Source organism: Streptomyces sp. NPDC006510 (genome assembly GCF_040611955.1).
Lineage (GTDB): Bacteria > Actinomycetota > Actinomycetes > Streptomycetales > Streptomycetaceae > Streptomyces.
Window position 1 is genome coordinate 23,427 of sequence record NZ_JBEXPH010000002.1, and the last position, 25,975, is coordinate 49,401.

The 25,975-nt window shown below is 64.9% G+C and carries 18 protein-coding genes; 9 read left to right on the top strand and 9 right to left on the bottom strand.

The features are described from left to right. Position 1 precedes the first annotated feature (1 nt). From ABZY11_RS01160 to ABZY11_RS01180, 5 genes are read right to left on the bottom strand one after another with little or no spacing between them, the layout of a single operon-like run. Positions 2–1,018, bottom strand: coding sequence for a hypothetical protein (locus tag ABZY11_RS01160; RefSeq protein WP_356477105.1), 1,017 nt, complete (start codon positions 1,016–1,018; stop codon positions 2–4). Next, positions 1,015–1,911 (bottom strand): radical SAM protein, encoded by an 897-nt coding sequence (locus tag ABZY11_RS01165; protein ID WP_356477106.1) that lies wholly within the window; start codon positions 1,909–1,911, stop codon positions 1,015–1,017. Before ABZY11_RS01165 ends, ABZY11_RS01160 begins: the two co-directional genes overlap by 4 nt. Further along, positions 1,905–3,056 (bottom strand): hypothetical protein, encoded by a 1,152-nt coding sequence (locus ABZY11_RS01170; protein WP_356477107.1) that lies wholly within the window; start codon positions 3,054–3,056, stop codon positions 1,905–1,907. The genes ABZY11_RS01165 and ABZY11_RS01170 overlap by 7 nt, the downstream gene beginning before the upstream one ends. A 17-nt stretch (positions 3,057–3,073) precedes the next feature. After that, complete coding sequence (locus ABZY11_RS01175; RefSeq protein ID WP_356477108.1) at positions 3,074–4,075, bottom strand: alcohol dehydrogenase catalytic domain-containing protein; 1,002 nt, start codon at positions 4,073–4,075, stop codon at positions 3,074–3,076. After that, the gene (locus ABZY11_RS01180; RefSeq protein WP_356477109.1) at positions 4,072–4,881 is read right to left on the bottom strand and encodes an HAD family hydrolase; all 810 of its coding nucleotides are present in this window, start codon (positions 4,879–4,881) and stop codon (positions 4,072–4,074) included. Before ABZY11_RS01180 ends, ABZY11_RS01175 begins: the two co-directional genes overlap by 4 nt. 451 nt (positions 4,882–5,332) lie before the next feature. Between ABZY11_RS01180 and ABZY11_RS01185 the strand changes: the two genes are divergently transcribed. Then, a complete protein-coding gene (locus tag ABZY11_RS01185; protein ID WP_356477110.1) occupies positions 5,333–6,571 on the top strand; it encodes a helix-turn-helix transcriptional regulator in 1,239 nt (412 codons plus the stop codon). Positions 6,572–6,754: 183 nt separating this feature from the next. On the opposite strand, the gene ABZY11_RS01190 is transcribed toward ABZY11_RS01185, so the two are convergent. Beyond that, positions 6,755–6,961 carry a hypothetical protein gene (locus tag ABZY11_RS01190; protein ID WP_356477111.1) on the bottom strand — a complete coding sequence of 69 codons (207 nt, stop codon included), beginning with the start codon at positions 6,959–6,961 and terminating at the stop codon, positions 6,755–6,757. 1,331 nt (positions 6,962–8,292) lie between these two features. Here ABZY11_RS01190 and ABZY11_RS01195 point away from each other — a divergent pair. Both ABZY11_RS01195 and ABZY11_RS01200 read left to right on the top strand, forming a co-directional pair. Beyond that, a complete protein-coding gene (locus ABZY11_RS01195) occupies positions 8,293–8,679 on the top strand; it encodes a hypothetical protein (protein WP_356477112.1) in 387 nt (128 codons plus the stop codon). A 606-nt stretch (positions 8,680–9,285) separates the two neighbouring features. Continuing rightward, complete coding sequence (locus tag ABZY11_RS01200; RefSeq protein WP_356477113.1) at positions 9,286–9,939, top strand: class I SAM-dependent methyltransferase; 654 nt, start codon at positions 9,286–9,288, stop codon at positions 9,937–9,939. A 129-nt stretch (positions 9,940–10,068) separates the two neighbouring features. Here ABZY11_RS01200 and ABZY11_RS01205 read toward each other — a convergent pair whose 3' ends face one another. Next, a complete protein-coding gene (locus ABZY11_RS01205; protein WP_356477114.1) occupies positions 10,069–12,387 on the bottom strand; it encodes a DUF262 domain-containing HNH endonuclease family protein in 2,319 nt (772 codons plus the stop codon). A 515-nt stretch (positions 12,388–12,902) separates the two neighbouring features. Here ABZY11_RS01205 and ABZY11_RS01210 point away from each other — a divergent pair. The 5 genes from ABZY11_RS01210 (at position 12,903) to ABZY11_RS01230 (ending at position 20,423) form a co-directional block, all read left to right on the top strand. Next, positions 12,903–14,081 carry a cysteine desulfurase family protein gene (locus ABZY11_RS01210; protein ID WP_356477115.1) on the top strand — a complete coding sequence of 393 codons (1,179 nt, stop codon included), beginning with the start codon at positions 12,903–12,905 and terminating at the stop codon, positions 14,079–14,081. A 62-nt stretch (positions 14,082–14,143) separates the two neighbouring features. Further along, the gene (locus tag ABZY11_RS01215; RefSeq protein ID WP_356477116.1) at positions 14,144–15,250 is read left to right on the top strand and encodes a DUF4007 family protein; all 1,107 of its coding nucleotides are present in this window, start codon (positions 14,144–14,146) and stop codon (positions 15,248–15,250) included. Between the two features lie 2 nt (positions 15,251–15,252). Next, positions 15,253–18,855: an ATP-binding protein gene (locus ABZY11_RS01220; protein WP_356477117.1), complete on the top strand. Its 3,603-nt coding sequence runs from the start codon at positions 15,253–15,255 to the stop codon at positions 18,853–18,855. Beyond that, the gene (locus ABZY11_RS01225) at positions 18,852–19,688 is read left to right on the top strand and encodes a phosphoadenosine phosphosulfate reductase family protein (RefSeq protein ID WP_356477118.1); all 837 of its coding nucleotides are present in this window, start codon (positions 18,852–18,854) and stop codon (positions 19,686–19,688) included. Before ABZY11_RS01220 ends, ABZY11_RS01225 begins: the two co-directional genes overlap by 4 nt. Positions 19,689–19,880: 192 nt before the next feature. Continuing rightward, a complete protein-coding gene (locus ABZY11_RS01230) occupies positions 19,881–20,423 on the top strand; it encodes a hypothetical protein (protein ID WP_356477119.1) in 543 nt (180 codons plus the stop codon). A gap of 24 nt (positions 20,424–20,447) precedes the next feature. Here ABZY11_RS01230 and ABZY11_RS01235 read toward each other — a convergent pair whose 3' ends face one another. Further along, positions 20,448–21,218, bottom strand: coding sequence for a phosphoadenosine phosphosulfate reductase (locus ABZY11_RS01235; RefSeq protein ID WP_356477120.1), 771 nt, complete (start codon positions 21,216–21,218; stop codon positions 20,448–20,450). Between the two features lie 730 nt (positions 21,219–21,948). Here ABZY11_RS01235 and ABZY11_RS01240 point away from each other — a divergent pair. After that, positions 21,949–24,774, top strand: a complete 2,826-nt coding sequence (locus ABZY11_RS01240) for an ATP-dependent DNA helicase (protein WP_356477121.1) — start codon at positions 21,949–21,951, stop codon at positions 24,772–24,774. Positions 24,775–25,521: 747 nt separating this feature from the next. Here ABZY11_RS01240 and ABZY11_RS01245 read toward each other — a convergent pair. Next, positions 25,522–25,968 carry an arsenate reductase ArsC gene (locus ABZY11_RS01245; protein WP_356477122.1) on the bottom strand — a complete coding sequence of 149 codons (447 nt, stop codon included), beginning with the start codon at positions 25,966–25,968 and terminating at the stop codon, positions 25,522–25,524. Positions 25,969–25,975 lie beyond the last annotated feature (7 nt).

Genomic DNA, 25,975 nt, shown 5'->3' on the forward strand with positions numbered 1-25,975 from the left:
CCTACTTGGGCCAATGGGAGAACAGGTGGAGCATCCGCTCGACGAGCTGCTCGCGTACGGCGTGCCACTCGGTACCTCCGGAGCGGCGCGCGGTTGAGGCCCTGTCGTACGCCCGTCCGTCGACCTCGGGCAGGCAGGCGTACATCTGGAGCAGTGCCGAGCCGTCGTCGGTGGGCGCGCTGTCGGTGTCCGCCTCAAGCAGTGCCCGGATGTCACCGACGTACATAGAGGCGTCGATTCCGGATCCGGGGATGCTCTTGCTCATTTTCGGGAGGCCGCCGAGGCCGGGGATCATCTTGGTGTAGATGCCGGACAGTCGTTCTGCGGGAAGACCCCAGCGCTCCGCCCCACGCCGGGCGAGGGCCACGTACTTGTGCTCGTCGACACCGAGGGAGACCAGGACGTGGCGCCCGTCGCGGAGGAGCTGCACGAAGTCCGCGGCCATGAGCAGCGTGGCCTGCTTCATGCCGTAGTTGAGGTGGTCGAACACGCCGTGGTTGCGGTAGAGCCCGGCGAGGTCCTCCTCCGCCCAGCGGAAGTCGTCGTCCTCCAGATAGCGCGACAGCAGGAAGGCGGTGGCAAGGACATCGGTCTCGCCCTCCTGCCTGCGGAGAACACCGCGCCCGGCGTCGAACCCGAGGCGCAGGACGAACTCCTCGTACTGATCGGCGAGTCGCCGCACCGAGTCCAGCGGTTTGCGTCGCGCGTTGAAGGAGTCGAGATCCCCCAGCACGATCTGTACGTCGAGGCCGCACTGCTGCAGCTTGACCGCGCGCAACAGCTGAAAAAGAGTGCCGGCGTGAGGCGGACCACCAAGTCCGATCCCGGTAGTGACGATGGCGGGTTGGCCGGCCGTGACCGCCTCAGCGAACTGGCGCGCTCCGGTGTGGCACACCCATTTCGTTTGCAGGTCGTCAGGGCCCATCCCTGCGAGAGGGAAATCGATGGCTCCAAGGCCCAGCCGTTCATAGTGGTGCTGGTCGATGACGTCCTCGTAGTACGCGGCGTCGAACTTCATGCGATCCCTTCCAACTGTGACTGCTCCCGGAGGTCGAAGGCCCTACGGACCAGGGGCTCGAAGCCGTCGACCAGAAGGTTTCCGAGCACCGCGTTGCGGGGCGCGGCCACGCTGCCAAGATCCGCTGTGACCGTTCCGTCCGCGAGGACCCAGACCCGGAAGGGGTACGGGTCCTGCGGGGCACGCGTCGGCTGGGCGTAGATCGTCACTCCTTCGACGACGTCACGCACGCCCTCCACAGCCCGAACGAAATCACCTCGCTCGAAGCCATAGACCTCCGCCTTGCGCGTGCTGGCGCGGCCGATGGGGCGGTACTGGGAGATAAGCCAGTACTCGACCTCGGTCCGGTGGGCCGCCCCGGCGATGAGTTGCGCGAGGCGGGGCAGTTCCTGAATCGAGCCGGCCGTGGTGAACGTGTTGAACGCGAGCCGGCACTGGTCGGCGGTGAGGAACTCGACATTGGCCTGGAACCGTTCGAAGTAACCCTGTCCGCGGAACCAGTCGGCAGTCTCCGGGTCCGGACCGTCGACCGCCAGGGAGTAGACGGTCACGTGGTCACGAACACCCGCGTAGCGGTCGCCCAGGAGAAGCCCGTTGGTGTGGAGGTTCGTCTCGAAGCCGACCTCTCGCGCGTGCTGGAGGGCGACCTCCAGGTGGTTGTCGTACGGCATCACGGGATCGCCGCCGGTGAACACGCATCGATGGGCTTCGGACTCGGAACGGACGCGCTCGATAACGCGGCGGACGGTGTCCTCGTCGGTCCTGACCCGGTTGCGCTCGCGGTAACAGAATTTGCACACGCCCGGTGAGGCACTCGTCGGTTCAAGGTCCCAAGCGTTGCAGTCGGTGTTGAGAACCAGGTGGATGATCGCGAGCTCGTCGTGCGTCAGCATGGCGCCTTCTCCCTCTTCCCAGGGCTGACCAGGACGGCGGCCGGAGCGGCCGACTGAATGAGCGCGCGCAGCCTGTACGGGGCCCCACCTGTGAGACGTACGAACTGCCGAAGCGTGTCCAGTCCCGCGCCGGCCTCGATGATGGCGAGGGCCTTGTCGATGCCTGACTGAATGGTGGGGACCGCCTCGGACATCACCAGGAGCAGCGCCGCGTTGAGGGCGACCGCGTTGCGCGCCTGGCTTCTGTCCTGCCCGGCTAGGACGCGTATGGCAGCGGCGACGTTCTCCCGCGGGTCCTCGTGCTGGGCGACGGACATCAGGTCTTGCGGCATCGAGGCCGCGACCCTGCGCACGCCGTCGTTGAACAACAGGTTCTCTTGGCCGGCGTTGATCCGACAGGCCCGCACCTCGCTCCCGGGGAGCAGTTCGTCGACCTGGCCCGCTTCACCGAGGCTGGAGTTCATGACCGTCACGTCGGGCAAACCGAGCATGGAGAGCAACCGGGCGGAGGCACTGACCGCGGGGTGCGAGAGACCGTACACGTAGGCGGGACAGGTGACCGGGCTGAGGAGCGCGGGAAACGCCAGACTCAGGGCGTGTACCGCCTGGAACCTGCCTCCGTAGCGGCGGTCGAACTCGGGTACCCGGTTCTCGATGGAGAAGAACCCGAAGCCGATCTCCACCGTGATGTCGACCATCTCCCGGTGCGGCACCGTGTCACACGTCGCACCGATCTGGTCGATGAAGTCGCGGGACCCGGTCTTCGACGACGCGCTGCGAGATCCGAGTTTCGCGATATGTGCTCCCCCGGTGGCCGCCACCAGCGCGGCGGCGGTACTGAGGTTGATCGTCTTGAAGGTCTTCTTCCCGCTGCCGGTGTAGCCGACGAACCGCACCCCGGCCGGCGGATGGAGGAAGTCCCACCCCTTCCGGTCCAGGTCTGTCGCGGCCCGGATCGCGGCCTCCGCCTCCTCCAGCCGCGGCCCCCGCAGGAGCAGCCCTGTCAGAACGCTTCCCAGCATCACGTCGCGCGTGGGGCCGTCCGGTAACGCGAGTATGCGGGTGATCCCCTCGTGGACGTCCTGGGGGGCAATGTCGGCTGGTGAGTTGATCTTGTGGACCAGCAGGGGCGTTGTGACCGCCACGGTGTGGGCTCCATTCATCAGATGCCGGATGTGAGCAGGACCTTGAACGGGAGATGGCGCGATCCATCTCGCAGGGCCTCAAGCCCCTGGGGCAGCTCACCGAGGGGGTACTGGTCCTGGGTCATCAGGGCAGCCCAGTCGCCGCCCTTGGCGATGACGTCGATGGCGTCCCGGAAGTCGTCGCGGCCGTCCGCGCGGCAGTACGAGAAGGAGCCGCGCAGGGTGATCGAGCGACGGAACACATCCCGCAGGGGGACGGAAAGGACGACGCGCGGCGCGTACGCGTTCTGTACGAGGACCGTCCCGCCGTCACGAACGGCGCTCAGCGCCTGCCGCACCGGGGAGTCGCTCTGGCCGGACGCGGCGTCCACGACGGCGTCGCACTGCGGGAGGCCGACGGAGTGGAGGATTATGCGGGAGTCGAGAGCGTGTCGCAGGTGATACGCCCGCGAGGGCTCCCTGACCATCATGTGGACGTCCCACCCTGCCTCGGACGCACAGATGGCCGTGCACACGCCCACGACGCCGCCCCCGATGACGCCGAGCCGCCCCACGGGCGTACGAAGTCCGCAACGGACTCCGTGCAGGGCCACCGCCATCGGATCGGCGAGGACTCCATGCGCGGGGTCGTGCAGATGGGGAAGCGGGACAACACTGTCGCGCGGCACTCTCACGGTGTCCGCGAGACCACCCGGAAGATCCCATCCGATACGTCGAAGCCTCGGGCAGAGGTGGACATGGCCGCAGTCGCAGTAGTGACACGAGAGACAGGGCACAAGCGGGTCGACCGCGGCCCAGTCCCCGGTCTCCGTATCGACCCCGACGATCTCGTGCCCGGGGTACCAGGGTTCGGGTAACGGTCCCGGCCACGGGTGATTGAGCTTCGCGACGTCGCTCCCGCACAACCCGGCGTAGCGGGTCTCGATGATTGTCGTGCCGCGTGCGGGAGACCTGACGTCAGGGGTGGGTAACTGTCGGAGGGAGCCCTTTTCGACGGCCCACGCGTACGTGTCGCTCATCGCTCGCCCCACCCGTCGAGCAGGGAGGGGAGGACCTCCACGGCGGAAATCGTCCTGCCGGACCAGGGAGCCTCGCCGAACGCCAGACCGGCCGGTCCGCCCCGGCGCGCCACACGTAACGCACGCATCCCGGCTCGTTCCGCGCCGGCCAGCTCGTCACCGCCGCCGTCTCCACAGAACAGGACCCGACCGGCTTCGACACCAAGCTTCCCGAGCACCCCCTGGAAGAGCCGACGATCGGGCTTCACCGCGCCAACCCGGCAGCTGAACACGACCACGTCAAAGTGCGGTGCGAGCTCACTGCGGTCCCACGCCTCGGCGATGTCAGGAGAGGCATCGCTGAGGACGGCCATCCTGATCCCTCCCTCACGGAGCTCCTTAAGGGCCTGCAGGAGAGTCCTGTCGGCCTGCAACCTGTGGTGTGCCAGCCGAGCCAGGACCGCTTCAACTTCACTCCTGCAGGCTGCGGAAGCGCCACAGCGTTCAATGAGGTGCGTTGCGACGGCCGTACTGGATCGCAGCCGCCCGTCGTGTCGCGGCTGCCAGCTACCGGACAGAACGGTCTCCGCGACCGCCATTGGCACGCGCATGACCCAGGCCAACTGGGCTGCTGCGGCGCTGCGTTCTGACGACGCCGGGGCCGCGACGAGCGTGCCGAAGAGATCAAGAATCACGGAAGTCGGACGCGATTCCACCACTGCCTGGCCCCAGGGCGGGCAAGCGTGGGGCACGACGTCGCTTGCTGCTCCCCTGCCGGGCGAGAGCAGACTCGTCGCCAGGTGAGTGCTCGTCGGCGGACAGCGCATGTCAGAGCTCCATCAGTAGGACGGCGATCCTGTGCGGATCCGAACTTTCTGGCCGAGCGGGCATCCGCCCCCGTGCGACCTCCTGGTCGTCGTGCAAGCAGGGAGCGGGGGGTTCTTTGCGGAACTGGACCCCGAGCGGCGTGCGTTGTGTACAGAACAATCGCAGCGAGGAGGACCAAAGAGCGGACAGACTGTCCTGGCTTTCTCACGCATAAGCCTTGACCAGTCGCATGGTTGTAGGTAATGAGCAGATCCCGTGCGCAGCCCTGCCGAGCAGAAGCAAAAGCCCCCTTTATGGCGGTCTCAACATCTTTGGCGACTCGGGCAGCTTGATGTCCGACCCCACACCTGCTGGCGGCGAGGCCGTTAACAGTTGGCGAGCACATCCGCGAGGCTGGACATTGTCCGTACGCTGAACTGAGTGCTCCGTCGCGAAGGGATCGATCCACCGATGAGTGAAAACCTGACGCTGGGAGACCGCCTCCGTATAGCCCGTCGGACACGGAAGCTGTCTGCCGCCCAACTGGCACAAAAGGTCGCGATATCGCCCAGCTACGTCCAGAAGCTCGAGTCCGGCGCACGCAAAGCTTCTCCATCGCTGGCTCTGGCGCTCGCCAAAGCGCTCCATTTCGGCCCCGAGGTTCTGACCGGCCAGCCGTACTACGGTGAGCCGGAGGCCGAGGACGGAGTGCACGCCGTCGTGCCCGAACTCCGCAGGATCATGCTGTGCTACGACCTCCCGGACGAACTTGAGATCGCCCCGCGAGCACTGCCCGTACTCGCGTCCGAGGTCGACCAGATTGCCGCTCTACGCCGGGATGCCCGCTACGCACCCATGGGGCCGCTCCTGCCGCCGATCATCACGGAACTGACGCATCTCGCCCTCGGTGGCCGCAATGGTGACCAGGCACAGGCGTTCTGGCATCTCGCGCGCGCCTACCGAGCCGTTAACTCACTGGCCCACAAGATGGGGCACCACGATCTGTCCAACACCGCTTTGGAACGCGTGCGATGGGCCGCGGAGCGGTCGGGCGATCCGCTGATGAACTTCACTGCGGGCTACCTGGTAGCCGGCGCAATGCTCCGCCAGGGCGCCTACGCTTCGGCACGCCGCAAGCTTTACGGCCTGCGCCAGGAACTGGAACGACTCCAGCCCGAGCGCTCGTTCACCAACGACGCCCTCGCGGTCGACGGCGCGCTCTTGCTGAAGCTGGCTGTCCTAGAATCCAGGGAGAACAATCCGGACCGGGCGGACGACTATCTGCGCGAGGCGGAGGCTGTGGCCACGATGGCCGGCAACCGTGACTCCCTCGCCTACGAGATGTCCTTCGGGCCGACGAACATCCGTATCCACGAAGTGCACGCCATGATCGACACAGGAGACACGGAGCAGGCGCTGGCGCGCCTCACAGAGTGGTCCGATGTGCCAGGCCAGGAGTGGATGCCCCCGACCGCAACGGTGGGCGAAAGGTCGAGCCACCACTTCATCGACGTAGCATCCGCGAAACTGGCGATGACGGACAGGGCAGGCGCGTTCGCGGACCTTCGCCGCGCGCGGAAGGTCGCTCCGAACCACACGAGGTTCCACCCGTCCGCCCGCGAGACAACAGCCGCACTCCTGCGTATGGGCGCCCACCCTTCCAATGAGCTCTCTGCTTTTGGTAGTTGGGCGGGGGTTATCACAAGCTGAAGCACCGTCAAGGGTGTTCACGGAAGAAGCCCACGGACAATCTGTCCGCTCGCGGCGCCAACTGAATGGAATGGTCTCCTCACTGATGGTTGCGAGGAGGCCGTTCTCATGTCCGATGCCAGCCAACGTTTTCCTGCCCTGCCGCCTCGATGGATGCCCATAGGCGAGGGGCCCGAGCTGTGCTCAGCGGGCCAGTGGTGGGACGCAGTACGCGCCGTTGAGGTCATCGGCCGACGCGCGATCGAGCTCCTCCATGATGGCGGTGCACCGGTCGGCCCGGTCGTCCTTGATCCTGGAGGTCCGGAGCCCCGCCTGTACTTCCTCGTGCCGCCCGGTACGGCCGACGGCTGGGAGGAACCGGGAACGGTACCGCTGGGGCAGAAGTGCCACGTCGTCGTTCCGCCATCCAGAGCCACGGAGCCACCTGGGTTGCACTGGCATGTCTTCCCACGCGGGCCGAGGTCGCTGACACAACCCGGTCCGCTGCGTAAGGCACTCGCCCAAGCGCGCCAAGAGCTGCGCGGACCCGAACGAGCCACGGATTCCGAATGTCTCTGAGAATCTCCCTTGCTCTGCTTCTCGGGATCGTCCTGACGTTCCTGATCCGAGGCGGCTCCCTGAAGTGCGGCCCTGCGGCCGCGAGCTTCCTACGCTCCCCACCTCGGGTGTAGCTACGGCGCCACCCGTGCGCGAGGTCGACCACAAGGGCCACAGCGTCCCGCTTGAGGGCTACCAGGCTCACCAACGTGACCCCCATGGCAGAAGGGGCGCTGCACACTGATGCCAGATGCCTCGTCAAACGACCACCCTCAACCGGTGGGAAATCGAAACTGGAGACACTTCGGTGCTTGACCGAATGGTGATTCCCGGGATCGCTGAGTTTGCGCGCGGAGGCTTACCAGCGCCAGCTCAGACCGGTGATCGGAACTCGTGGGTAGACGGGACGTGCTGGCTGTACTGCGGCCAGCGCTGGACGCGCGTTCTATGGATCGGCCCTGCATGCGTCGCAGGCATGCAAGCTCCCATGTTTGCCTGCAGCCCCTGCATAGCCGAACTACACGAGCGAGTGTGGCAGTCGGTCTTGCTCGGCGACGAGCCGAAGGCCCCGAAGTTCCAAGCGAAGCCTGTCGTACATGGCGAGACCGGCCGACGACGCGGGGGCCGTCACCGCGGCCGCAGCAGGTTTCTGCGCTCCGAGACACGGTGACGACAGTTATCCCGAGGTTCACCGCCCGCTGGCGGGATCCTTTACCGTCGGCCGGCACGAACGCGTAGTGCGTATCAGCCGACATTCTATGGACTGGCGCCCTGGTGGCAGCATGCCTTCGCGTCTCCCGGACAGCTGCGGGCAGGTCGAGGCTGGGGGAACGCGTGATCGTGGCCGAGGGATTGCTGGCCCAGGGAGTGCCGCGAGGCTGCTGCCGACCGCCACCAGTACGGCCGTCCAAGACGGGCGGCCACACGTCGCACTGTGCCCCGTCGGAGCCTTCGAGCAACAGGCGACTTTCCGTCTTTCGCCTGCGCAGGCGAGGTCAAAGCCGTGCTGGCCAGCCCGACCGGCGGCTTCGCCGACCATCTCGAAGGCTGTGGCACGAAGCAAGCACCTTCCATCGAGGCCAGCGCCTCCACCGGTCCCCATGCAGCGTGTACGGCTGGGGTCAGGGTGTGAGGTTGTTGGGCCCCCGAAACAGCAACACGGCCTCGCCGCCTACCGTGACTTCATGGATGATCTGCTTGCGGAGCTCGCCTACGTCAAGACGCGCCGCCGCGAACTGCGCTCTGCCGAGTACGTCTTGACTGAGAAGGCCCGAGCGGTGGCCTCACGAGCCTTCACTGAAGGTATGCCAGCCGAGCTGGTTGCAGAACGGCTCGGCTACAACCTCAAGGTCATCTTGAAGTGGCAGAAGTCAGCCGACTCCCCGAGGGAGCAATGGGCAGAACTCATCGAGTGGCGTGGGCGGATGAACCGCGCCGTCCGAGACCGGGACGCGAAGTCGGCGCGCAGGCGTCTGCGACTTCTCCGGACTCGCTCCAGAGGGGGCAGAGACGGCTGGAAGGCACGCGGCCACGCCGATCCCGACGGCCGCCAGGGCGACTGCAACATGTGACAAGCCACACAATGAGAATGTCGCATTCCGTGGTACGCGCGCGCACGCGCCCGGGCGCGACCAGGAGTTCTCAAGCTGGCACAACTCTGCTTTTGATGGGCGCACTTGTCCTCCAGTCGCATGCCTAGACTCGGAATGCAATGAGAGCCCCTCCCGACCGGCGCCTCCTACAGCAGACGGTCGAGGGGAGCCCTCTCACGAGCCACCGTCGATCACAAGACTTGGGAGACCCGTATGCCTCGTAAGCGTAAGCGACCTGCCTCTAGGCAGCCGCGCGCTCTGGCCATCCGCCCGCGACCCAGCCTCACCACCCAGCAGGTAGGACTCTTCTTTGCGCGACACGTAACAGCCGGACTCTTGACGGGAGCCACCAGCGCGATCGGCGCGGTTCTGGTCAGGTTCTGGCTCGAATGATCTGAGTCCGGACATCCCGCAATAGCCCGATTCTGACGAGACGGCCCGGCCTTGACCGGGTCGTCTCGCTGTCCGTCTCATTGCCCCTGCGCTACGAACCGAGGGGCATCAACGTGTGGCAGTTCAGCCGGCTGGCACCATGGAACGGACAGCTGGATGGAACGACGAGACCTTGAACGGTGGCCTTGGGCCATGAGTGGTGATTGGTCCCCCACCGGGGATGGCACCGCCGCGGCCAGGGGAACCGCTGGCTATGCCGAGGCAGCGGAAGCGTTGGCTATCCAGTACGAGGCAGTCACCTTCGACGACGTCCACTACAACGTGCTTCAGCTGCTTCCTGCAGAGCCCGGCCGCATCCTGGATGTAGGCGCTGGCACCGGACGCGATGCCGCCGCGTTGGTAGCCCGTGGACACCATGTTGTAGCTGCCGAGCCGACTGCGGAGCTTCGGGCCCACGGACAACGAATCCATGCTCACTGCGGGATTGATTGGGTCGACGAAGCTCTCCCAGACCTGACGCTGAGCCATCAGACCGGCCAATTCGACGCTGTCTTTGCCACGGCGGTGTGGATGCATCTGAACGCTGAGGAACGTTGCCACGCGATGGCCAGAATCGCCGCTTTGCTGGTGCCAGGAGGCCGTTTCTTCGTGAATCTACGTCACGGCCCTGTCCCCGACGGCCGCCTCATGTTTGATGTGTCCGCTGCGGAGACAGTTGAGCTGGGCCGTATGTACGGCCTGCGGACGGTCCACCGCAGCGATAGTCCCGATCTGCAAGGCCGCGGCCGCGTCCGGTGGAGCAATCTGGTGTTGCAGACAAATTGCGCCAATGGCGCACCCGACTGAACGCGAACTGCCAAAAAGATCAGTTGCGCCAGGCCCAAGAGAAAAGCGGGTACGCGCAAGCCCGGACCAAGAACAGCCTGGTAGTCGGCGCCAGTCCGACTACCAGGCATTCCACTCTTGGGGAGATCTTCAGAGACCAAGCCAGGGAGCGAGGGAGTCCCAGGCAAGGCCAGCGAGCCTCTTCGAACGCTCCCGGACGAAGTCCACGGTCCAATCCTCCTCGCGCTCGGCCAGGGCGGCGACCAGAGGCAAGTGACGTGCCCTTCGGATGATGGCCTCGGCCCCTTCACCGATCTCGATGCCCTCATGGGCAGCCCGAGCGAGGGTTTTCTCCGCCTCCTCCACGGTGGTCGCCGAAAGCGCCTGGAACATCAGCCTCTTGATCGCCCAAGAGCGCTGTCGAGCCGAGGAGTTCTCAACTCGGGGCAGCAACGTGAGGTTCCCGAGCACGTGAACCGTGTTCGCTTCCTCGAAGAGCTTGCTCTCCCAGTCGCTCGCACCGGGCCCCTTCGGCGCGACGTGCTCGATAGTCGCGAATGCCTCATCGTGCCAGCGCTGCACGCTCAACGTGCTGAGGAGGTCTTTCCTTCCGGGCGTGATCAGGCCAGGCCGCTCTCGATCGGGCGTCGAGTCGTTGGACGCCGCCAGGAGCAGGAGCTTGGTCAGCTGGCGCGAGCTCTGATACACGGGGACTTCAGCAGCCTTGGCCACCCAGCGCTCTTTCTCGCCCAGGCCCTCCTCCTGGAGGTGCTGGCGCAGAAAGCTGAGCATGTCCTCGACGTGAGGCACCTCGGTGAGCTGCCGGCCGAATCGCATGAACCGCAGCCCATCGCTGCCGGAGGCGGACTCGAGCATAAGCTTCCGATAGACGTTGTCGATCCCGTTCGTGCCCCCGAAGGCTCCTCGCCAGAGACCGTAGAAGGCGCCGCAGGCACGCACAGCCGTCAGGAACTGACGCGCCCTGTCGTCGATGTCGTCCTGAGCGAGGCGATGCGAGGCGTAGTACCGCGTCAGCGGCGCCACGATGATGTCGTGCTTGGCCTCGCGAAGCACCTGCGCACACAGGGCAGCCTGATTGCGGAGTTCGTCGTCACTGCACTGGGGTAGCTTGTCCGGTTGGGCCCACGGCCCAGAGACGAATCCAGTTACCTGAGCAAGCGCTTGAAGGAAGACACGTCGCTCGCTCTGGTCGGCTTCCTTGTCGAACGCCGTACGAAGGTAGCGGCGCTGCTCACTGAGGCGCTTACTGAGCTTGTTACCGTCGTTAAGCAGGGCGAAGGGGATGAGGATGTTGTCCGTGGCGGTTTGACGCTTGTCTGCAGACGAGGCGCCTTCGGCGTCAAGGTACTTCTCGATCGTGTCGAAGTGCTTGTACGACTCGGACTCGTGCCACTCCTTCAGAGGCTCGTTCTTTATGGCCTTGGGCTTGAAGGTTTCGATCGCCGTAAGCGGCTGCCCTGTGGTGTTCAGGGCCTCGAACATGTCGAAGCCGTAGTCCTCATGCTTCGAGGTGACGACCGCGACGGTAACGCGGTTGAGCAGGTAGTTCGCGAAAACGATCAGGCGGAGGAGAGTTCCGATCCTGTCATCTTCCCTGGCTGCCTCGATCACGTAATCCGGGAAGGGACTGTTGAAGAGGGCCTCTTGCAGAATGTCGGACTCCGCCATCGCCGACCCCGAGGGAAGCTCTGCCTCGTCCTCTCGGGCCTGGCGGGACTTGGAGACCGCTTGGCGAAGGGTCCGGCGGATGAGGGCGCGTGTCAGCTCAAGGTGCTTATGTGCCTGGGCGTTGGCGTCCTGGGCTTCACCCTCGACGAACGAGCTGTGCTTATAGTCCTGCCAGTTGCTGTCGTCCCGGCGGTACCTTCCGTACTGGTGCAGGTAGTACCCGATCGGGGACTCGTACTGAGCTTCGCCCTTGTTGCGCGACCAGACATCGTGAAACGAGCGGATCATGCGCGGGTAGTAGCGGAAGTCGTCCTCGCCCCAGCGCATGTCCTCCTCGAACGTGTCGGTGAGGCGGACAGTCACGTCAATGGCCTGATTGAAGCACCAGTCCCGGGCATCACCCCCACTCTTGGGGAGCCGATGAGCACGGGTGCTGATCTCTTCGTGGAGGACGGTAGTCAGAAGGAGGAGGGTAGTCATCCTCTGCTGACCATCGATGATGCTCATGACCTTTGGCGGCACCATTGGCCGGTGAATGGGATCAACCGTCGTGTATTGAAGGTCTCGCAGAGCAATAACCGACCCGATGAAACAGATCGACGCAGGGAACTTCGTGATCTGATCAACGCCGTGGGCAACGTCTGCAATAAGGCGCTTGACCTTACTGGCCTCCCAGCTGTATGCACGCTGGTACGGCGGAATATAAAGACACTGCCCAGTTTCGCTGAGGAATTGCGCCACCGTGTAAGGGGCGGCGTCGAAGATCTCGCGAGTTTCCAATTCTGAGGCTCCCGTGCTTACGCGGTCCTGCTTGTCGGTTCGGACTGTGCGCCGCGGTCGCGGCTCGTGATGTCGAGAAAGAGGTGAGGGTGGATGCAGCCCTGCGTCGCCGAAAAATGTGGTGTCCGCTACGAACCCTGCCACCCCCCGCGAGCTACATCTCCCTATTACGGGCACGCAGTCGCAGCGTGCCCCCCCTCACATGCACAGCCTTGCTGGCCGCGGTCATGGAGCTCAGGAGCCGCAGCTAACGATCAACTTTAGACCGCACCACTGACAGCGGGGCAGGATCGGGAATTTTCACTCGCGACCCCCGGTCGGCGGCGCTAGTGAGCGCCTCTCTTCACACGGACGGCTCTCGACGATCACCGAGAGCGACTGTCGGTTCTGACGGGCCTGCTCCGACTGTCGCCGGGGTTGGATAGGATCTCAGTGCACTCCTGGAGGATCTGATCCGCCCACCGAAGGAAGCCGCCAGGAGTGCGGCGTGCACATCGGGCCAAGAGAGGGCAAGCATGGCAAAGAGTCGGGCTGTAGCGACTGACGTGGTATACCTCGACTACAACGCCACGGCTCCCATGCGTCCCGAAGCCCTAGAGGTAACGCTGTCTACTCTCAAGAGCGTTGGCAACGCATCCAGCATGCACCACTCGGGGCGGGGCGCCGCTGCCAGGGTCGATGCGGCCCGTCGACAGCTTGCAGACTTGCTTGGTTGCTCACCCGGAGAGATCATCTTCACCTCGGGTGCCACTGAGGCGAACAATCTCGCGTTGCGCTCGGCCCACGCGCGTGGAGGCATCTTGGCGACCACCGCGGTCGAGCACCCGGCTGTCCTCGAAACCGCCCGCGCTCTCACCACCGGGAAGCCCGACACACTCGTCATTGTGCCGGTCGACAGTAATGGCATCGCCGAGATGGAGCCGATCTACGAGGCCCTTCGGGCTCAAGATGTCGCGTTGATCTCGGTCATGCTCGCCAATAACGAGACGGGCGTGCTGGCCGACCTGGCCGAGCTAGTCGAGGCTGCGCATGAGGCGGGAGCCCTGGTTCACACCGACGCCACCCAATACATCGGTCGGCTTCCCATGGACCTCGCCGACCTGGAGGTCGACCTGCTGTCCCTCTCGGCGCATAAGTTCGGTGGACCGCAGGGTGTCGGAGCGCTCTTCCTCCGGCGCGGTGCAACCTTGCCGCACCGACCGCTGATGATCGGCGGCGGCCAAGAACGCGGGTGGCGAGCGGGCACACTCAACGTAGCCGGCATCGCGGGACTCGGGGCTGCTGCCGAAGCTGCCCGGCTCAACGTACGGGCCGAGTCAGTCCGTATCTCTGGGCTCCGCGACCGGCTGGAGACCGGACTCCATGCGCACGTGCCTGACTGCCAGATCAACGGCTCCAGCGTGCCCCGCCTGCCGGGCGTGACTAGCGTCACCTTCCCTGGTGTGCCCGCCGACGCCGTTCTCGCCGCGATGCCTCACGTGGCCGCATCTGACGGAAGCGCGTGCTCGTCCGGTGCGCCGAGCCCGAGCCATGTCCTCCTTGCAATGGGCCGCACCCGCGACGACGCGGATGCGACAGTTCGGTTTTCTCTTGGCTATGCCACGACCGAAGAGGACGTTGAGCGGGCGATCAAGGCTGCCGCAGACGCCGTCGCGCAAGTCCGAGCACTGCTGGCCACCACTGCGGAGACGTGACCGGCGTTCTCTTGGATACCCACCTTCCCCTGAGTGTTTTGCCCACCGAAAGGCATCCCCCGATGTCAGACAGCCGGCTCGCCGTAGCCGTCGAACTCCACTTCAACCGTCACGAGACCTTCGCTCCCAGGTTCGGCTGGATGCACAAGGCATACATGCAGGTCAAAGACGTTCCTGACATCTTCATCAGGGATGACGCGCGCGTTCGGCTCGGCGTCGGACGCAACATGGTCAACGCCATGCGCTACTGGTCCAAGGCTTTCAAGCTCGCCCAGGAGTACGCGCACGAGGACCCGTCGCAGCGCGCACACCTCGCTGCACCCACATGGCGGGCGCGCTGGCTCCTCGACGAGGAAGGCGCAGACCCGTACCTGGAAGACACCGGCAGCCTCTGGCTGCTGCACTGGTGGCTGCTCTCGTCCGAGCCAGGCACCAAATGCATGGCGCCAAGTTGGTACGTGATGTTCAACCTCGCCCCCCGCTCCCGCGTCACTGACGCGGAGATGGAGAGTGTCATCACGCGCTACGTCCGTGAGAACTTCGAGGAGAAGTTCTGGAAGGCTGCGGAGTCAGTCGGTCGTGATGTGGACTGCCTGACGAAGATGTACTCGCAGGACCAGGAGTTCAATCCCCTGTCCCCTGGCAGCTTCGAAGATCTCCTCATGTCGCCGTTCCGTGAGCTTGGACTGCTCGAGGGGCAAGGCAAGGGCAAGCAGCGTACCTGGCGTTTCACGAACGGCTCGCGGTCCAATCTGCCGGCGCCGGTTCTCGCCTACGCCTGCCTTGACTACGCCTCTCGGTTCTCCTCGGGTGCTGGTTCGATCTCACTGGCCAGGCTCTCCGCCGAGGAGGGCTCTCCGGGGCGTGCGTTCCGAATGCGGGAGCCCGAGCTGACCAAGGCCATCGAATCCCTTGTCGCCGATCATCCCAATCTGCAGATCGTCGAGGCGCTGGGCCAACGCAGCCTCGCCTTTGCCGGGACCCCGCAAGCTCTGGCCTGGGACGTGCTGGACGAGTACTACGGGCGGGTGCGGGACCGCGAGGGCTTCCCCACCCCCGAGGAGTGGCTCGGGAAGTACCCGGGTCTTGTGAGTGGAACCACAAAGCCCACGCGCAAGAAGCCCTCCCGGCAGATTGACGAGCTGGTATTCGGCGAGGAGAACGCCTGATCATGGCAACGAAGAACAAGCAGCCTCTGAAGAACAGCGCTACCGCACAGCTCCCTGCAGGTATCACCCTGGTCGGCTCAGAATTGCGGTCCACCAACCTTGAGCGGGACGTCCGCGAGCGCCAGCTGAACTCACCGTACGTCGGTGCGCGCGCTCTCGATGTCCTGGAGCGCCTCACGAATGCAGTGGGTGATCTCGGGCGTACGCGCGCGTGGTCGTTTACCGGCCCCTATGGCTCCGGCAAGTCCACGCTTTCCAACCTCTTCGACGCGTTCCTCGGCCACGACAAGGCCCGCCGTACTGAGGCTGAGGCAGCAGTCACCGCGACGAGCCCTGGCTACGCCGCCCGACTGGTGCGAGTGCGAGACGAGCTGGCCCCTGGGGGGTTCCTCGGTGCGGTGGCCACCGCGCGACGGGAGCCTCTGGCTGCAACGATTCACCGCGCTTTGCGGACGGCTGTAGAGCGCAGGTGGAAGTCACGGCCTCCGAAGGCCGTTGCCCAGGTGCTTGCCCAGTGCGCTGCGCGGGAAGTACCGACAGCGCAGGACCTGGAGGATGCGGTCACCGTCCTTTGCGACACGGCGCCGGTCCTGCTGATCCTCGATGAGTTCGGCAAGTCGCTCGAATACCTGGCCGCCGCAGGAGACGCTGGCGATGCCGACAGCGACGTGTTCCTGCTTCAAATGCTGGCTGAGAAGGGGGCCGGCCGCTCCGGGCTGCCTCTGTTCATCTTCACCCTGCAGCACTTGGCCTTCACTGACTACGCGGCGCGATCCAGTGCCGTGCAGACTCAAGAATGGGCCAAGGTCCAGGGCCGGTTCGAAGACATCACCTTCGCGCCGAACCTCGGGGACGCTGTTCACCTGATGCGGCGGCGCCTGGACTTGTCGGCAGTTGGGGAGCCTGGCCTGGCCCTGATCCAGGAGCAGGCGCGGGCCGCCGCGGGGGCGTGGAGTGATCACGCCCTCAACTCAGTCGTCGATATCTCCGCGGAGACGTTCGCCGACCTCTACCCACTTCACCCGCTTACTGCGATCGCCGCGCCTCTCCTGGCATCCCAGATCGGTCAGCACGACCGCAGCCTCACCGGGTTCCTCGCCGGCGACGAGCCCAATACCGTTCGACGCTCGCTGGAGACCCTCGGGTCTGGAGCGCCCGAGCGGGCATCGACGGTGCGCCTTCCGCAGCTGTACGACTACTTCTTCGCCTCCGGCCGGACGACCATCCTTGCCTCTTCCAACGCCAGTCGATGGCTCGAAGTGGATATGCGGCTGAACGAGGCACACGGCCTACCCGCTGAAGACCAGGAAGTCATCAAGGTCATCGGCGTCCTGAACCTGATCGATGCAGACGGCCTGCTCCGAGCCACGCCGTCCATGATCCAGTTCGCGCTACACGACCCGACCGACGCCTCCGACGAGGATCGCTTCGCCGCGTTGCAGGAACGCCTGAATCGCCTCGTCGCGGAGGGTTTCGTCGTCCACCGCGCTTACAGTAATGAGTACCGCGTTTGGCAGGGCACCGACGTCGACATTGACGCGCGGATGCGTGAGGTAGCCACCAGGATCCAGGCAGCCGACGTGGTCGAGTACTTCAGCAAGCACCTCGGCAAGGTCCTCCCCGCTGCTGTGGTCGCCGGCCGTCACAGCCAGCGCACGGGGATGCTCCGCTACTTCGTCACCGCCGTCAGTCACGAGGGCGAAAAGATCGACGGCCCCGAAGTCGTCAAGGACGCCGCTGACGGCCTCATCGTCTACCACCTGGGCGCGCTGGAGACTCGGCCCGCCGTGAACTCGCCGCTGCCAGTTCTGGTTGGCGTTACCGAAAATCCTGAGGCCGTACTGCAGGCAGGAATCGACCTGGTAGCGCTACAAGAACTCCTCGACGACGACACCATCGACCACGTTGCTTCACGGGAGATTGCCGAACGAGCAGCCGAGATCGCCCAGAACATCGGAGCCCAGCTCGATGAGGCGTTCAACCCTCGCAGCAGCCAGTCGACCTGGCACCTGTGGCACGCGGCCGGTGAGACCAACAGCGAGCCAGACGCCGTTGTCGAGGCCCGTAGTTACGCGAGCCTCGTCTCGCAGGCATGCGAACGCGTGTACCCGTTCACCCCATGGGTCCGCAATGAAATGGCTGGCCGCCACCAACTCACCAGCAATGGCGCGCGGGCTCGTCGCGAGGTCCTCACCGCAATGCTCCAGCGATCGGGTGTCCACATCTTGGGGTTTGATCCGGACAACTACTCCGCGGACCGAGCGATGTACCACGGAGTCGTCGAATACCTCGGTCTCCACCGAGTCGCTGCCGAGGGCGGCAGCGACGTCGATGGCGACACCATCCTCACCCATGGCATCTCGCGACCCAGTGCCGATGCGAACGAGAGTGTCATGGCCGCGTGGGAGGCGCTTGAGGAAGCGCTTACCAATGCCAAGCGGCCCACCCCCATCGTGGACATCTACCAGCAGCTGATGGCGCCGCCGTACGGCGTCAAGGCGGGCGTCGTACCCATTCTGGTGGTCACAGCGCTCATCCTGCGCGGTGAGGACATCGCACTCTTCGAGGAAGGCAACTACTGCCAGCGACTGACCCCGGAGATCATCGAGCGCCTCAACGTCCCCTACCCCGACCGCTTCACAGTAAAGGCCGCACCTGTAGGCCGTGGGCAACGCCGGCTGGTTGTCAATGGCCTCGCCAAGGCACTTGGCGTAGTCCCGCCGCGCTCCCGCCTGGCTCGTAACCCCGTGCTACTCTCCGTCACCCGCACGATCCTGGGGCGCGTGATGGACCTGGAGCCGTACGCGGTGAAGACCAACCGGCTGAGCGAGAACGCCCTAAAGATCCGCGAGGTCCTGGAAGGCGCAACCGATCCAGATAAGTTGATCTTCACTTCGCTTCCCGAAGCGCTGGGTCTGGAACCGATCGCGGCGGACTCGGTCAAGGACGAGGACAACGCCAAGGAGTACGCGGTCAGGCTGACCGCTGCACTTGACGATCTCTCTGGGGCGCGCGCTGCTCTTCGCCAAGAGGTTCTGCAAGCCATCGCCAACGAGTTCCGGCTCCCTGCGGAGACCGCAACCCTGCGGTCTGGCCTTAGCGAGCGGCTGCACGGCTTCGCCAACGCCCCGCTCGAACTGAACCTGAAGGGTTTCGTTTCCCGAGTCCTCAACGAGAGCCTTACCGACGAAGACTGGTTGGACCCGATCGTCATTCGCCTGACCAACAAGGCTCTCGGCGACTGGACGGATAAGGACGTTGCGAGCTTCCCCGCCAAGGTGAAGGAGATCGCGCGAGCTCTCGAACGAGTCAGCCACCTTTACGATGCGCATGACACCCCCCTCCCTGGCCAGGCAACTGCGACTCCGCGGCAGATCGAAACACGCCTGCTGACACTGACGACTCCCCAGGGCACGGAAGAGCGGACGCTCCTCCACATGCCGAAGCAGTCACGACAAGTGGCCGACGACCTCGTTGTCAGTGTCATCAGGCAGGCTGAGAAGGCACTCGGCCCTGACGGCGCCCGCATCCTGCTCGCCGCCTTGGCGGAACGTCTGGCGGCGGCCGACACCGACAAGGCCCACGAGATGAAGGAGAAGCTGTGAGCGACGCCAACAGCTCCGGCAGCAAGAAGCGCCATGTCCTCGGTCTGTCCGGCGGCAAAGACTCCTCCGCGCTTGCCATCCACATGCGCGACCGGGTGCCGGACATGGAGTACTTCTTCTGTGACACCGGCGCCGAGCTTCCGGAAACCTACGAGTACCTCAATCGCCTGGAAGCCGCGGTCGGTAAGCCAATCGTCCGACTGAACGCCAGCCGCGACTTCGACCACTGGCTCGAGGTCTACCAGGGGACCCTCCCCAGCCCCCAGATGCGCTGGTGCACCAAGAATCTGAAGATCAAGCCACTGGAGGAGTGGGTAGGCGACGACGAAGTGATCTCCTACGTCGCCATCAGGGCCGATGAAAATCGAATCGGCTACGTCAGCACCAAGCCGAACATCACGGCAGTGTTCCCCTTCCGTGAGGACGGGATCGACCGAGCAGGCGTTGACCACATCCTCGAGGAGGCGGGCATCGGCCTGCCGGCCTACTACGAATGGCGCACCCGGTCTGGTTGCTACTTCTGCTTCTTCCAGCGGAAGCACGAATGGGTTGGACTCAAGGACCGGCATCCCGAGCTGTTCGAGAAGGCAATAGCCTACGAGGAGAAGGTCAACTACCGGCACACCGCTATGCAGGGCCGCGAGTACACGTGGTCGCAGGGGGAGTCCCTGCATGAGCTGATCGAGCGCCGCGAAGAGATCGAAGCCAAGCACCAGGGCGCCCTCGAACGGGCGGCCAAGCGCGTGCGGCCCAACAGGCCCCTTCTGGAAGTTCTCGCCGACGCGCACGATGAAGACGACGACGAGGCTGGCTGTTCGGTGTGCCATCTCTGACAAGCGCCGGCTCGAAGGTCACGTGGTAGGCGGCCGGCGGCTACCCACCACGTGACACGTCCCGCTCCCTACACCGATCTGGTCGCGACCCGATCCCACTGGGCAGCACGACAGGGCGGGGAGGCTATCTTTTAGGGGCCCTGCGGGTAGCAGGGCCCCTTTCTTTGCGCGACGTATGGAGAAGTACAGGTCATGGCCCGGCAGATGCCGTACCTGGTCGGCCACACAGAGATCGCGGGGCTCTTCGGCATCGAGCGCCAGACATCGCAGAAGTGGCGAACCGAAGGGGTTCTCAGCGAGCCCGACCTACTGGCATCTGGCAATCCGTACTGGCTACTCGGGACTGTCCTGCGCCTGGATGGCCACAACGGCCGGGAAGCCTCGGCAGAGCGCCTTGCACGGTACAAGGACTCCGTTCCAGGCGGCTACATGCTGGAAGACCCAGTGGACTTGCCCATCCTGCTAGGGAGTAAAGAGGCGGCTCTGGTCCTCGGGACCGACGAACGAGCGATCGCCCGATGGCGACATAGGCGCACGATCGCCGACGCCGATTTGCTGCTGTCCCGGTCACCCTTGTGGCTGCTGGAGACGATCACTTCAGACGCCGCTGCGCGAGGTCGGCCCGTGATCACGGAAGCAGTCAATGGAATCAAGGCCGGCCGACGAGCCGCTCAGAAGCCGCGCGGCCGGAAGGGATCTAGCGCAGCGCCCACGTCAGAGTCGCAGGTCGGATGAGGAGCACAGCCTCGGCGGCCGATTTCACGTCATGCACCACCCCGTGTCGCACAACCCATCATCCTCGTCCCCTGCTGTGTCCGGTGTGGGGATAGCTATTGCCTCCGTCAGCGGGCGGCCGAACCTACTCAGGTACACGGGATCACGGCCCAACGACACCCTCCGCTGATTGACCAGCTCCTCGACCTCGACGGACTTGGCGAAGAGTTCAGGGTCCGCTGCTCGCTGCTGCCTCCATGCTTCGACCGTCTTGAACGGACAGAAGAAGCAGGAACTCTTGGGCGGCACCGGCAAGCCTGCTTCCTCGATCAGGCGCTCGCAGTCTGATCTACGGAGTCCCATGTCGAGCAGCGGGTAGTCGATCTCCTCATGTGGTTCTCTCCGGCGCCGGTTAGCCCGGTGTATCTCGTCGACGGAAATTCCAATGGCGACGGCTGCTGGAGTTGCCGCAGTGGCCCCGTTCTGGCGAAGCCATCTTCCCACCACCCTGATCTTGAAGTCTGCCGTGCACGAGCGCCGGCCCGGTGCCCCGTTCGCCATCCGTACTGGGATTGGGATTGACCGGAGCTCCGGTCGTGAGAGCCGCTGAAGCAGTGTCTCGGAGGTGCCATCCCGTCGGCGACGTTCAAGGGACTCCAGCCGGATACCAGCCGCCGCAGCAAACGGGAGGGCAACATCCCGTAGGTAGGCCAGGGTCGCCGGGTGCTCACTGTCGTTGCCAACATTGGCGAAGAGGAACGTGCGGTAGTCGATCTCTCCACGCGCCGCGAGCACGAGGAGCGCAGTGGACTGCACGCCGCCACCGTAGGACACCACTCGCAGGCGCCCTGTCGGGCCACTCGACGGCACTTGATGGTCTGTCTCTGTACTCGGTTTGTGATTCCGCGGCTGCACCACGACTCCCCCTACGGTTCGACTTCAGCACGATGAAATAATCTATTGACGTTGATCCATTTAGTCAACTGTTTATCTCACCGTCGAGTGGAGCGGCCAACCGGGAAGGGGGTTCGTCGACCTGGGCACACGGTCGCCATCACGCCAGCAGCCCGGAAGGCTCTATCGGCGTGCCGTGCATCAGGCTCCACTGCGCGAGCGGCCGGGGCTACAGAGGGTGGGTGGCGCGGAGGCCATCACGGCCGAGCATGTCGGGCACGATCTCAATGTCCGCTCCGCGGGTCATGCAGGCGGATCGGCAGCAGCGCGCTCCCCTCGACGAACTGCTCGAGCTCACCGGCCTGCCACTCGAGGCGCTTGCTCAGCACCACCATCGCCTTAACCTCGATGCCAATGACGCGCGGATCCGCCCTGCGCCTCGGGCCAGCCCACGCGACTTCCCAGCCACCCTCGACGATTCGTGGGGCGGTGGTCGACGGCTTCACAGTGGGCTTTGCGTCACGCTTCCGCAGGCCGCCGGCTATCACAATACGAACCTTGAGCTGGGATAACCCTCGAGAAGAACACCACTGTCAGTGGCGCCTGATACACCAGGAGTCACGATGAAGGGCTGCCCCCTTCGTCGCGGCTCATGGATCAACGAGGAGTCCCTACAGTGAAATTGACGAAGCCTCAGCTTTCCGCTATCAACACGATCCAGCGGAATTTGCTCATCGTCGCGTGCGCTGGGTCCGGCAAGACTGAGGTGATCTCGCGTCGTGTGGTCGAGCTGCTGAAGCAGCCCGGCGTACATCCTCGCAACGTCGTGGCCTTCACCTTCACGGACAAGGCCGCCGGCGAGCTGAAGGAGCGGATCAACGCGCGGGTCCGGGAAGAGCTCGGTGAGATCCACGGACTTGCCGAGCTCTTCGTCGGCACGATGCACGGATACGCGCTGGACCTGCTCCACTCCCACGCTCCGGAAGCGTTCAAGTTCACGGTGCTCAGCGATGTACAGGCCCGCGTCCTCATCGACCGGAACAGTCGCAACAGCGGGCTCACGGGCACCTTCGTCCGAGTAACGGGCAAGCCGCCCCGCGAGCTGAAGCGCTACACGGAATCGCGGCTCTACCAGCAGGTTCTCAGCCTTCTGCGCGAGGACGACGTCGACGAGAGCCAGCTGTTCGACGACACCCGCGAGGGGCTGGCCAGCTACCGGAGCCTGCTCGGGCGGCACCACTACTTCGACTACAGCGAGATCCTGCGGCAGGCCGCCGATCTCCTCGATCCCTCAGCCGGCGATGGTCCGGTGGGGCAGGATCCGGTTATCAGCCTTCGCAATCACGTGCGCGACACCGTCCGCTACGTCGTGGTGGATGAGTATCAGGACACCAACCCCGTTCAGGAGCAGCTGATCCGCGGCCTGATCCAGTTCGGCGCGAACCTCTGCGTGGTCGGGGACGACGACCAGACGATCTACCAGTGGCGCGGCAGCGCCGTGGCCAACATCCTGACCTTCGCCGACCGGTACGAGGACGTCGAGACGGTCACGCTCAACGACAACTACCGCTCCAGCCGCGCCATCGTGGACCTCGGCCGGACAATCGCCGAGGGGATCCCGAGCACGGAGCGCCTCCAGAAGAGCATGGTCGCTTCCGGGCACCAGGAGTACGAGCGCGGTGATCTCCTTGCCCTGAAGTTCTCCTCGCCGTCGGACGAGGCTGCGTGGATCTGCGACCGGATGCAGTGGATGCGGGGATTGCCCTTCACCGACCGACCCGGTGGCGAAGCGCGTGGTCTGGACTGGTCGGACTTCGCCGTCCTCTACCGGAGCGTCTCCGGGGACGCAGGCCCGCTGGTGGCGGAGCTGAGGCGGCGCGACATCCCTTACGTCATCAAGGGCCTCAGCCGACTCTTCGAAACCCCGGAGATCAAGGCGGCGAAGTCCTGCTTTTCCTACGTCGTCGGGGAGGTGAAGCAGGACGAGGTCGTGACCGCCTGGCTTGACGCCCGGCTCGGATTCACCCCGGTCGACATCCAGCGCGCCATCACCGTGCTGGACGAGGCGCGCACATGGACGCCGGACATGCCGTGGGACTCTTTCACGATCCAGGGTGTCTACCTCCGCTTCCTGGAGGAGCTCGGGCTGCGGGAGGAAGGCGTCAGCGAGACCGTGGGCTCCGAGCGCGGAGAGCTGGTCTTCTACAACCTCGGAAGGTTCAGCACGGCCATCGGGGACTACGAGCGCATCCACTTCCTCAGCAGCCCGCCCGACCGATTCGCGACATTCGCGAAGTGGCTGGAGTACCAGGCCGCCGACTACTACGAGGAGAGCGACGCGGATGCCGGTTACGCCCGGCCCAACGCCGTCACAATCGCCACGGTCCACCAGTCGAAGGGGATGGAGTGGCCGGCCGTCTTCGTCCCCTGCCTGAGGAGCAACCGCTTCCCGGGCAAGCGGCAGGGAGGACTCAACGTCTTCCACGTGATTCCCGAGACGGCCGTCAAGGGCGCCGCGCGGTACAGGGGCACGGAGGAGGACGAGCGTCGTCTGTTCTACGTAGCGATCACGCGCGCACAAAAGTACCTCGCCATGACCTTCTCACCGACCGAGAAGAGGCTGTACAAGAAGGAATCGCGCTTCTTCGCCGAGGTGACGCGGAACACGTACGTCCTGACCAAGGAGTCCGTCCGGCCGCAGGAGAGCGACATCGGTCGGCTGCGGCCGAGTTCGCGGAACAAGACGCCTGATGTGGTCCTCAGCTTCAGCGAGCTCAAGTACCTCTTCGAGTGTCCGTACCAGTTCAAGTTGCGCTTTCTGTACGGCTTCGATTCACCGCTGCAGAAGGAGTTGGGCTACGGCAAGTCGCTGCACGACGTCATGGCCGAAGTGCACAAGCGGGCCGTGAAGGGTGACATTGTGACTGGTGCAGAGGTGGAGGATCTCGTTGACCGGCATCTTCACGCCCCGTTTGCACCAACCCCACTCAAGGATCAGCTTCGCACTGCGGCGGTTCGGGCAGTTGGCCGGTATCTGCGGGACAACGGAGCCCGGCTTGGGCTGACGGAGCACTCCGAGCAGCCCATCGAGGTGCACGTCACGTCCGGGGTCACGGTGAAGGGCCGGATCGACTTGATCCGAAGGCTGGACACGGGCGAGGTGTCCATCGTCGACTTCAAGTCGACCGAGCGGGCGCAGGCCGAAGACGTCACGAGGGATCAGCTTCACATCTATGTGGTCGGCTACGAGGAACTGAGCGGCACACGCGCAGACCTTGTGGAGGTGCTCAACCTTGACGAGGGGAGCGGAAGCAAGAGGGAAGAGGTCAGCGACGACCTGCTGTCGCACATCACTGGGAAGGTGGCGGCAGCCGGCAATGCCCTCCGGATCAATGACCTGTCCCGCAAGTCCACGTGGTGCGACACATGCAGCACGTGCGATTTCGCTGCCGTATGCCGCGACCGCCCAGGCCAGTAAGGTGCAGGTTCGGCACGGGACAGGGTGCGCCCGATATGTGCCCGAATCGCGGGTGAGCACGTGTGGGACCTCGTCGGCTGCTGGGAGCCAGCTGGGAGCCGATCTGCTCCCCGAGGCCCCTTGAGACTCTCCCAGACCATGCGAGACCAAGCCCTTGACCAGGGGAAATGCCGTTCGCGCAGGTCCCGATGTTGGGCGGACCTCATTCGGGACGAAGAGGTCGTGGGTTCAAATCCCGCCACCCCGACAGCTGAAATACCAGGTCAGGGGCCTGATTCACTTAGTGGATCAGGCCCCTGAGTGGTTTCCGGAGATCGTTCGGGAGAAATCCGGGAGGAGATCTTGGTCGGGGTCTTCCAGCTCGCTGCCCGGTCTTGGCCGACCGCGACTCAACCTTCCAACCGATCACTCCGCGCAGTTGCAAATCGGCAGAGCGCGGGACTCTCGCACGCCACCAGGTGACGATGACGCTTCACATCGCGCCAGCCATATCGCGCGGTTCCGGACGGCGTAGACGTCATCTCATTCGGCTCGGCAAGCTGTTGGCCGTGGTGGGGACTGTTGAGCGGCTGGTGCCGGACGAGTTGTGGGAGTTGTTCCAGCAAGTGGTGCGGAGGCGCCGTCGCGGCCCCAGGGTGGCGGTCGACGTCGGCACGGTGACCGTGAGGTGCTGAACGCGAGCGGCGTAGAGGGCGGCGGTGCAGCAGGCGGGGCCGGAGCCGATGATGACGATGTCGCGCATACCGCTCACGCCGTGGCCTCCGAGGCGATCTCGGCGATCAGGCCCTCGACGAGATTCTTGATCTCGTCGCGGATGGGGCGGACGGCTTCGACACCCTGTCCGGCCGGGTCGTCGAGCTTCCAGTCCAGGTAGCGCTTGCCGGGGAAGACGGGGCAGGTGTCGCCGCAGCCCATGGTGATGCACACGTCGGACTCACGGACGGCATCGATGGTGAGGATCTTCGGGGTCTCGGCGGAGATGTCGATGCCGACCTCGGCCATTGCCTCGACGGCGGCGGGGTTGACGGAGACGCCGGGGTTCGAGCCGGCCGAGCGGACCTCGACGCGGTCCCCGGCCAGGTGGGTCAGCCAGGCGGCGGCCATCTGGGAGCGGCCGGCGTTGTGGACGCAGACGAACAGGACGGACGGCTTGCCGGAGGACTCGGCCACGTTGATCGCTCTCTCTCGTCGCATGGCGGTA

What these genes read in the sequence shown, in the direction of transcription:
- ABZY11_RS01215 (WP_356477116.1), top strand. Translation starts at nt 14,144, where the DNA reads ATGTCAGACAGCCGGCTCGCCGTAGCCGTCGAACTCCACTTCAACCGT.
- ABZY11_RS01180 (WP_356477109.1), bottom strand. Translation starts at nt 4,881, where the DNA reads ATGCGCTGTCCGCCGACGAGCACTCACCTGGCGACGAGTCTGCTCTCG.
- ABZY11_RS01185 (WP_356477110.1), top strand. Translation starts at nt 5,333, where the DNA reads ATGAGTGAAAACCTGACGCTGGGAGACCGCCTCCGTATAGCCCGTCGG.
- ABZY11_RS01165 (WP_356477106.1), bottom strand. Translation starts at nt 1,911, where the DNA reads ATGCTGACGCACGACGAGCTCGCGATCATCCACCTGGTTCTCAACACC.
- ABZY11_RS01200 (WP_356477113.1), top strand. Translation starts at nt 9,286, where the DNA reads ATGAGTGGTGATTGGTCCCCCACCGGGGATGGCACCGCCGCGGCCAGG.
- ABZY11_RS01220 (WP_356477117.1), top strand. Translation starts at nt 15,253, where the DNA reads ATGGCAACGAAGAACAAGCAGCCTCTGAAGAACAGCGCTACCGCACAG.
- ABZY11_RS01195 (WP_356477112.1), top strand. Translation starts at nt 8,293, where the DNA reads ATGGATGATCTGCTTGCGGAGCTCGCCTACGTCAAGACGCGCCGCCGC.
- ABZY11_RS01230 (WP_356477119.1), top strand. Translation starts at nt 19,881, where the DNA reads ATGGCCCGGCAGATGCCGTACCTGGTCGGCCACACAGAGATCGCGGGG.
- ABZY11_RS01245 (WP_356477122.1), bottom strand. Translation starts at nt 25,968, where the DNA reads ATGCGACGAGAGAGAGCGATCAACGTGGCCGAGTCCTCCGGCAAGCCG.
- ABZY11_RS01210 (WP_356477115.1), top strand. Translation starts at nt 12,903, where the DNA reads ATGGCAAAGAGTCGGGCTGTAGCGACTGACGTGGTATACCTCGACTAC.
- ABZY11_RS01160 (WP_356477105.1), bottom strand. Translation starts at nt 1,018, where the DNA reads ATGAAGTTCGACGCCGCGTACTACGAGGACGTCATCGACCAGCACCAC.
- ABZY11_RS01175 (WP_356477108.1), bottom strand. Translation starts at nt 4,075, where the DNA reads ATGAGCGACACGTACGCGTGGGCCGTCGAAAAGGGCTCCCTCCGACAG.
- ABZY11_RS01240 (WP_356477121.1), top strand. Translation starts at nt 21,949, where the DNA reads ATGGATCAACGAGGAGTCCCTACAGTGAAATTGACGAAGCCTCAGCTT.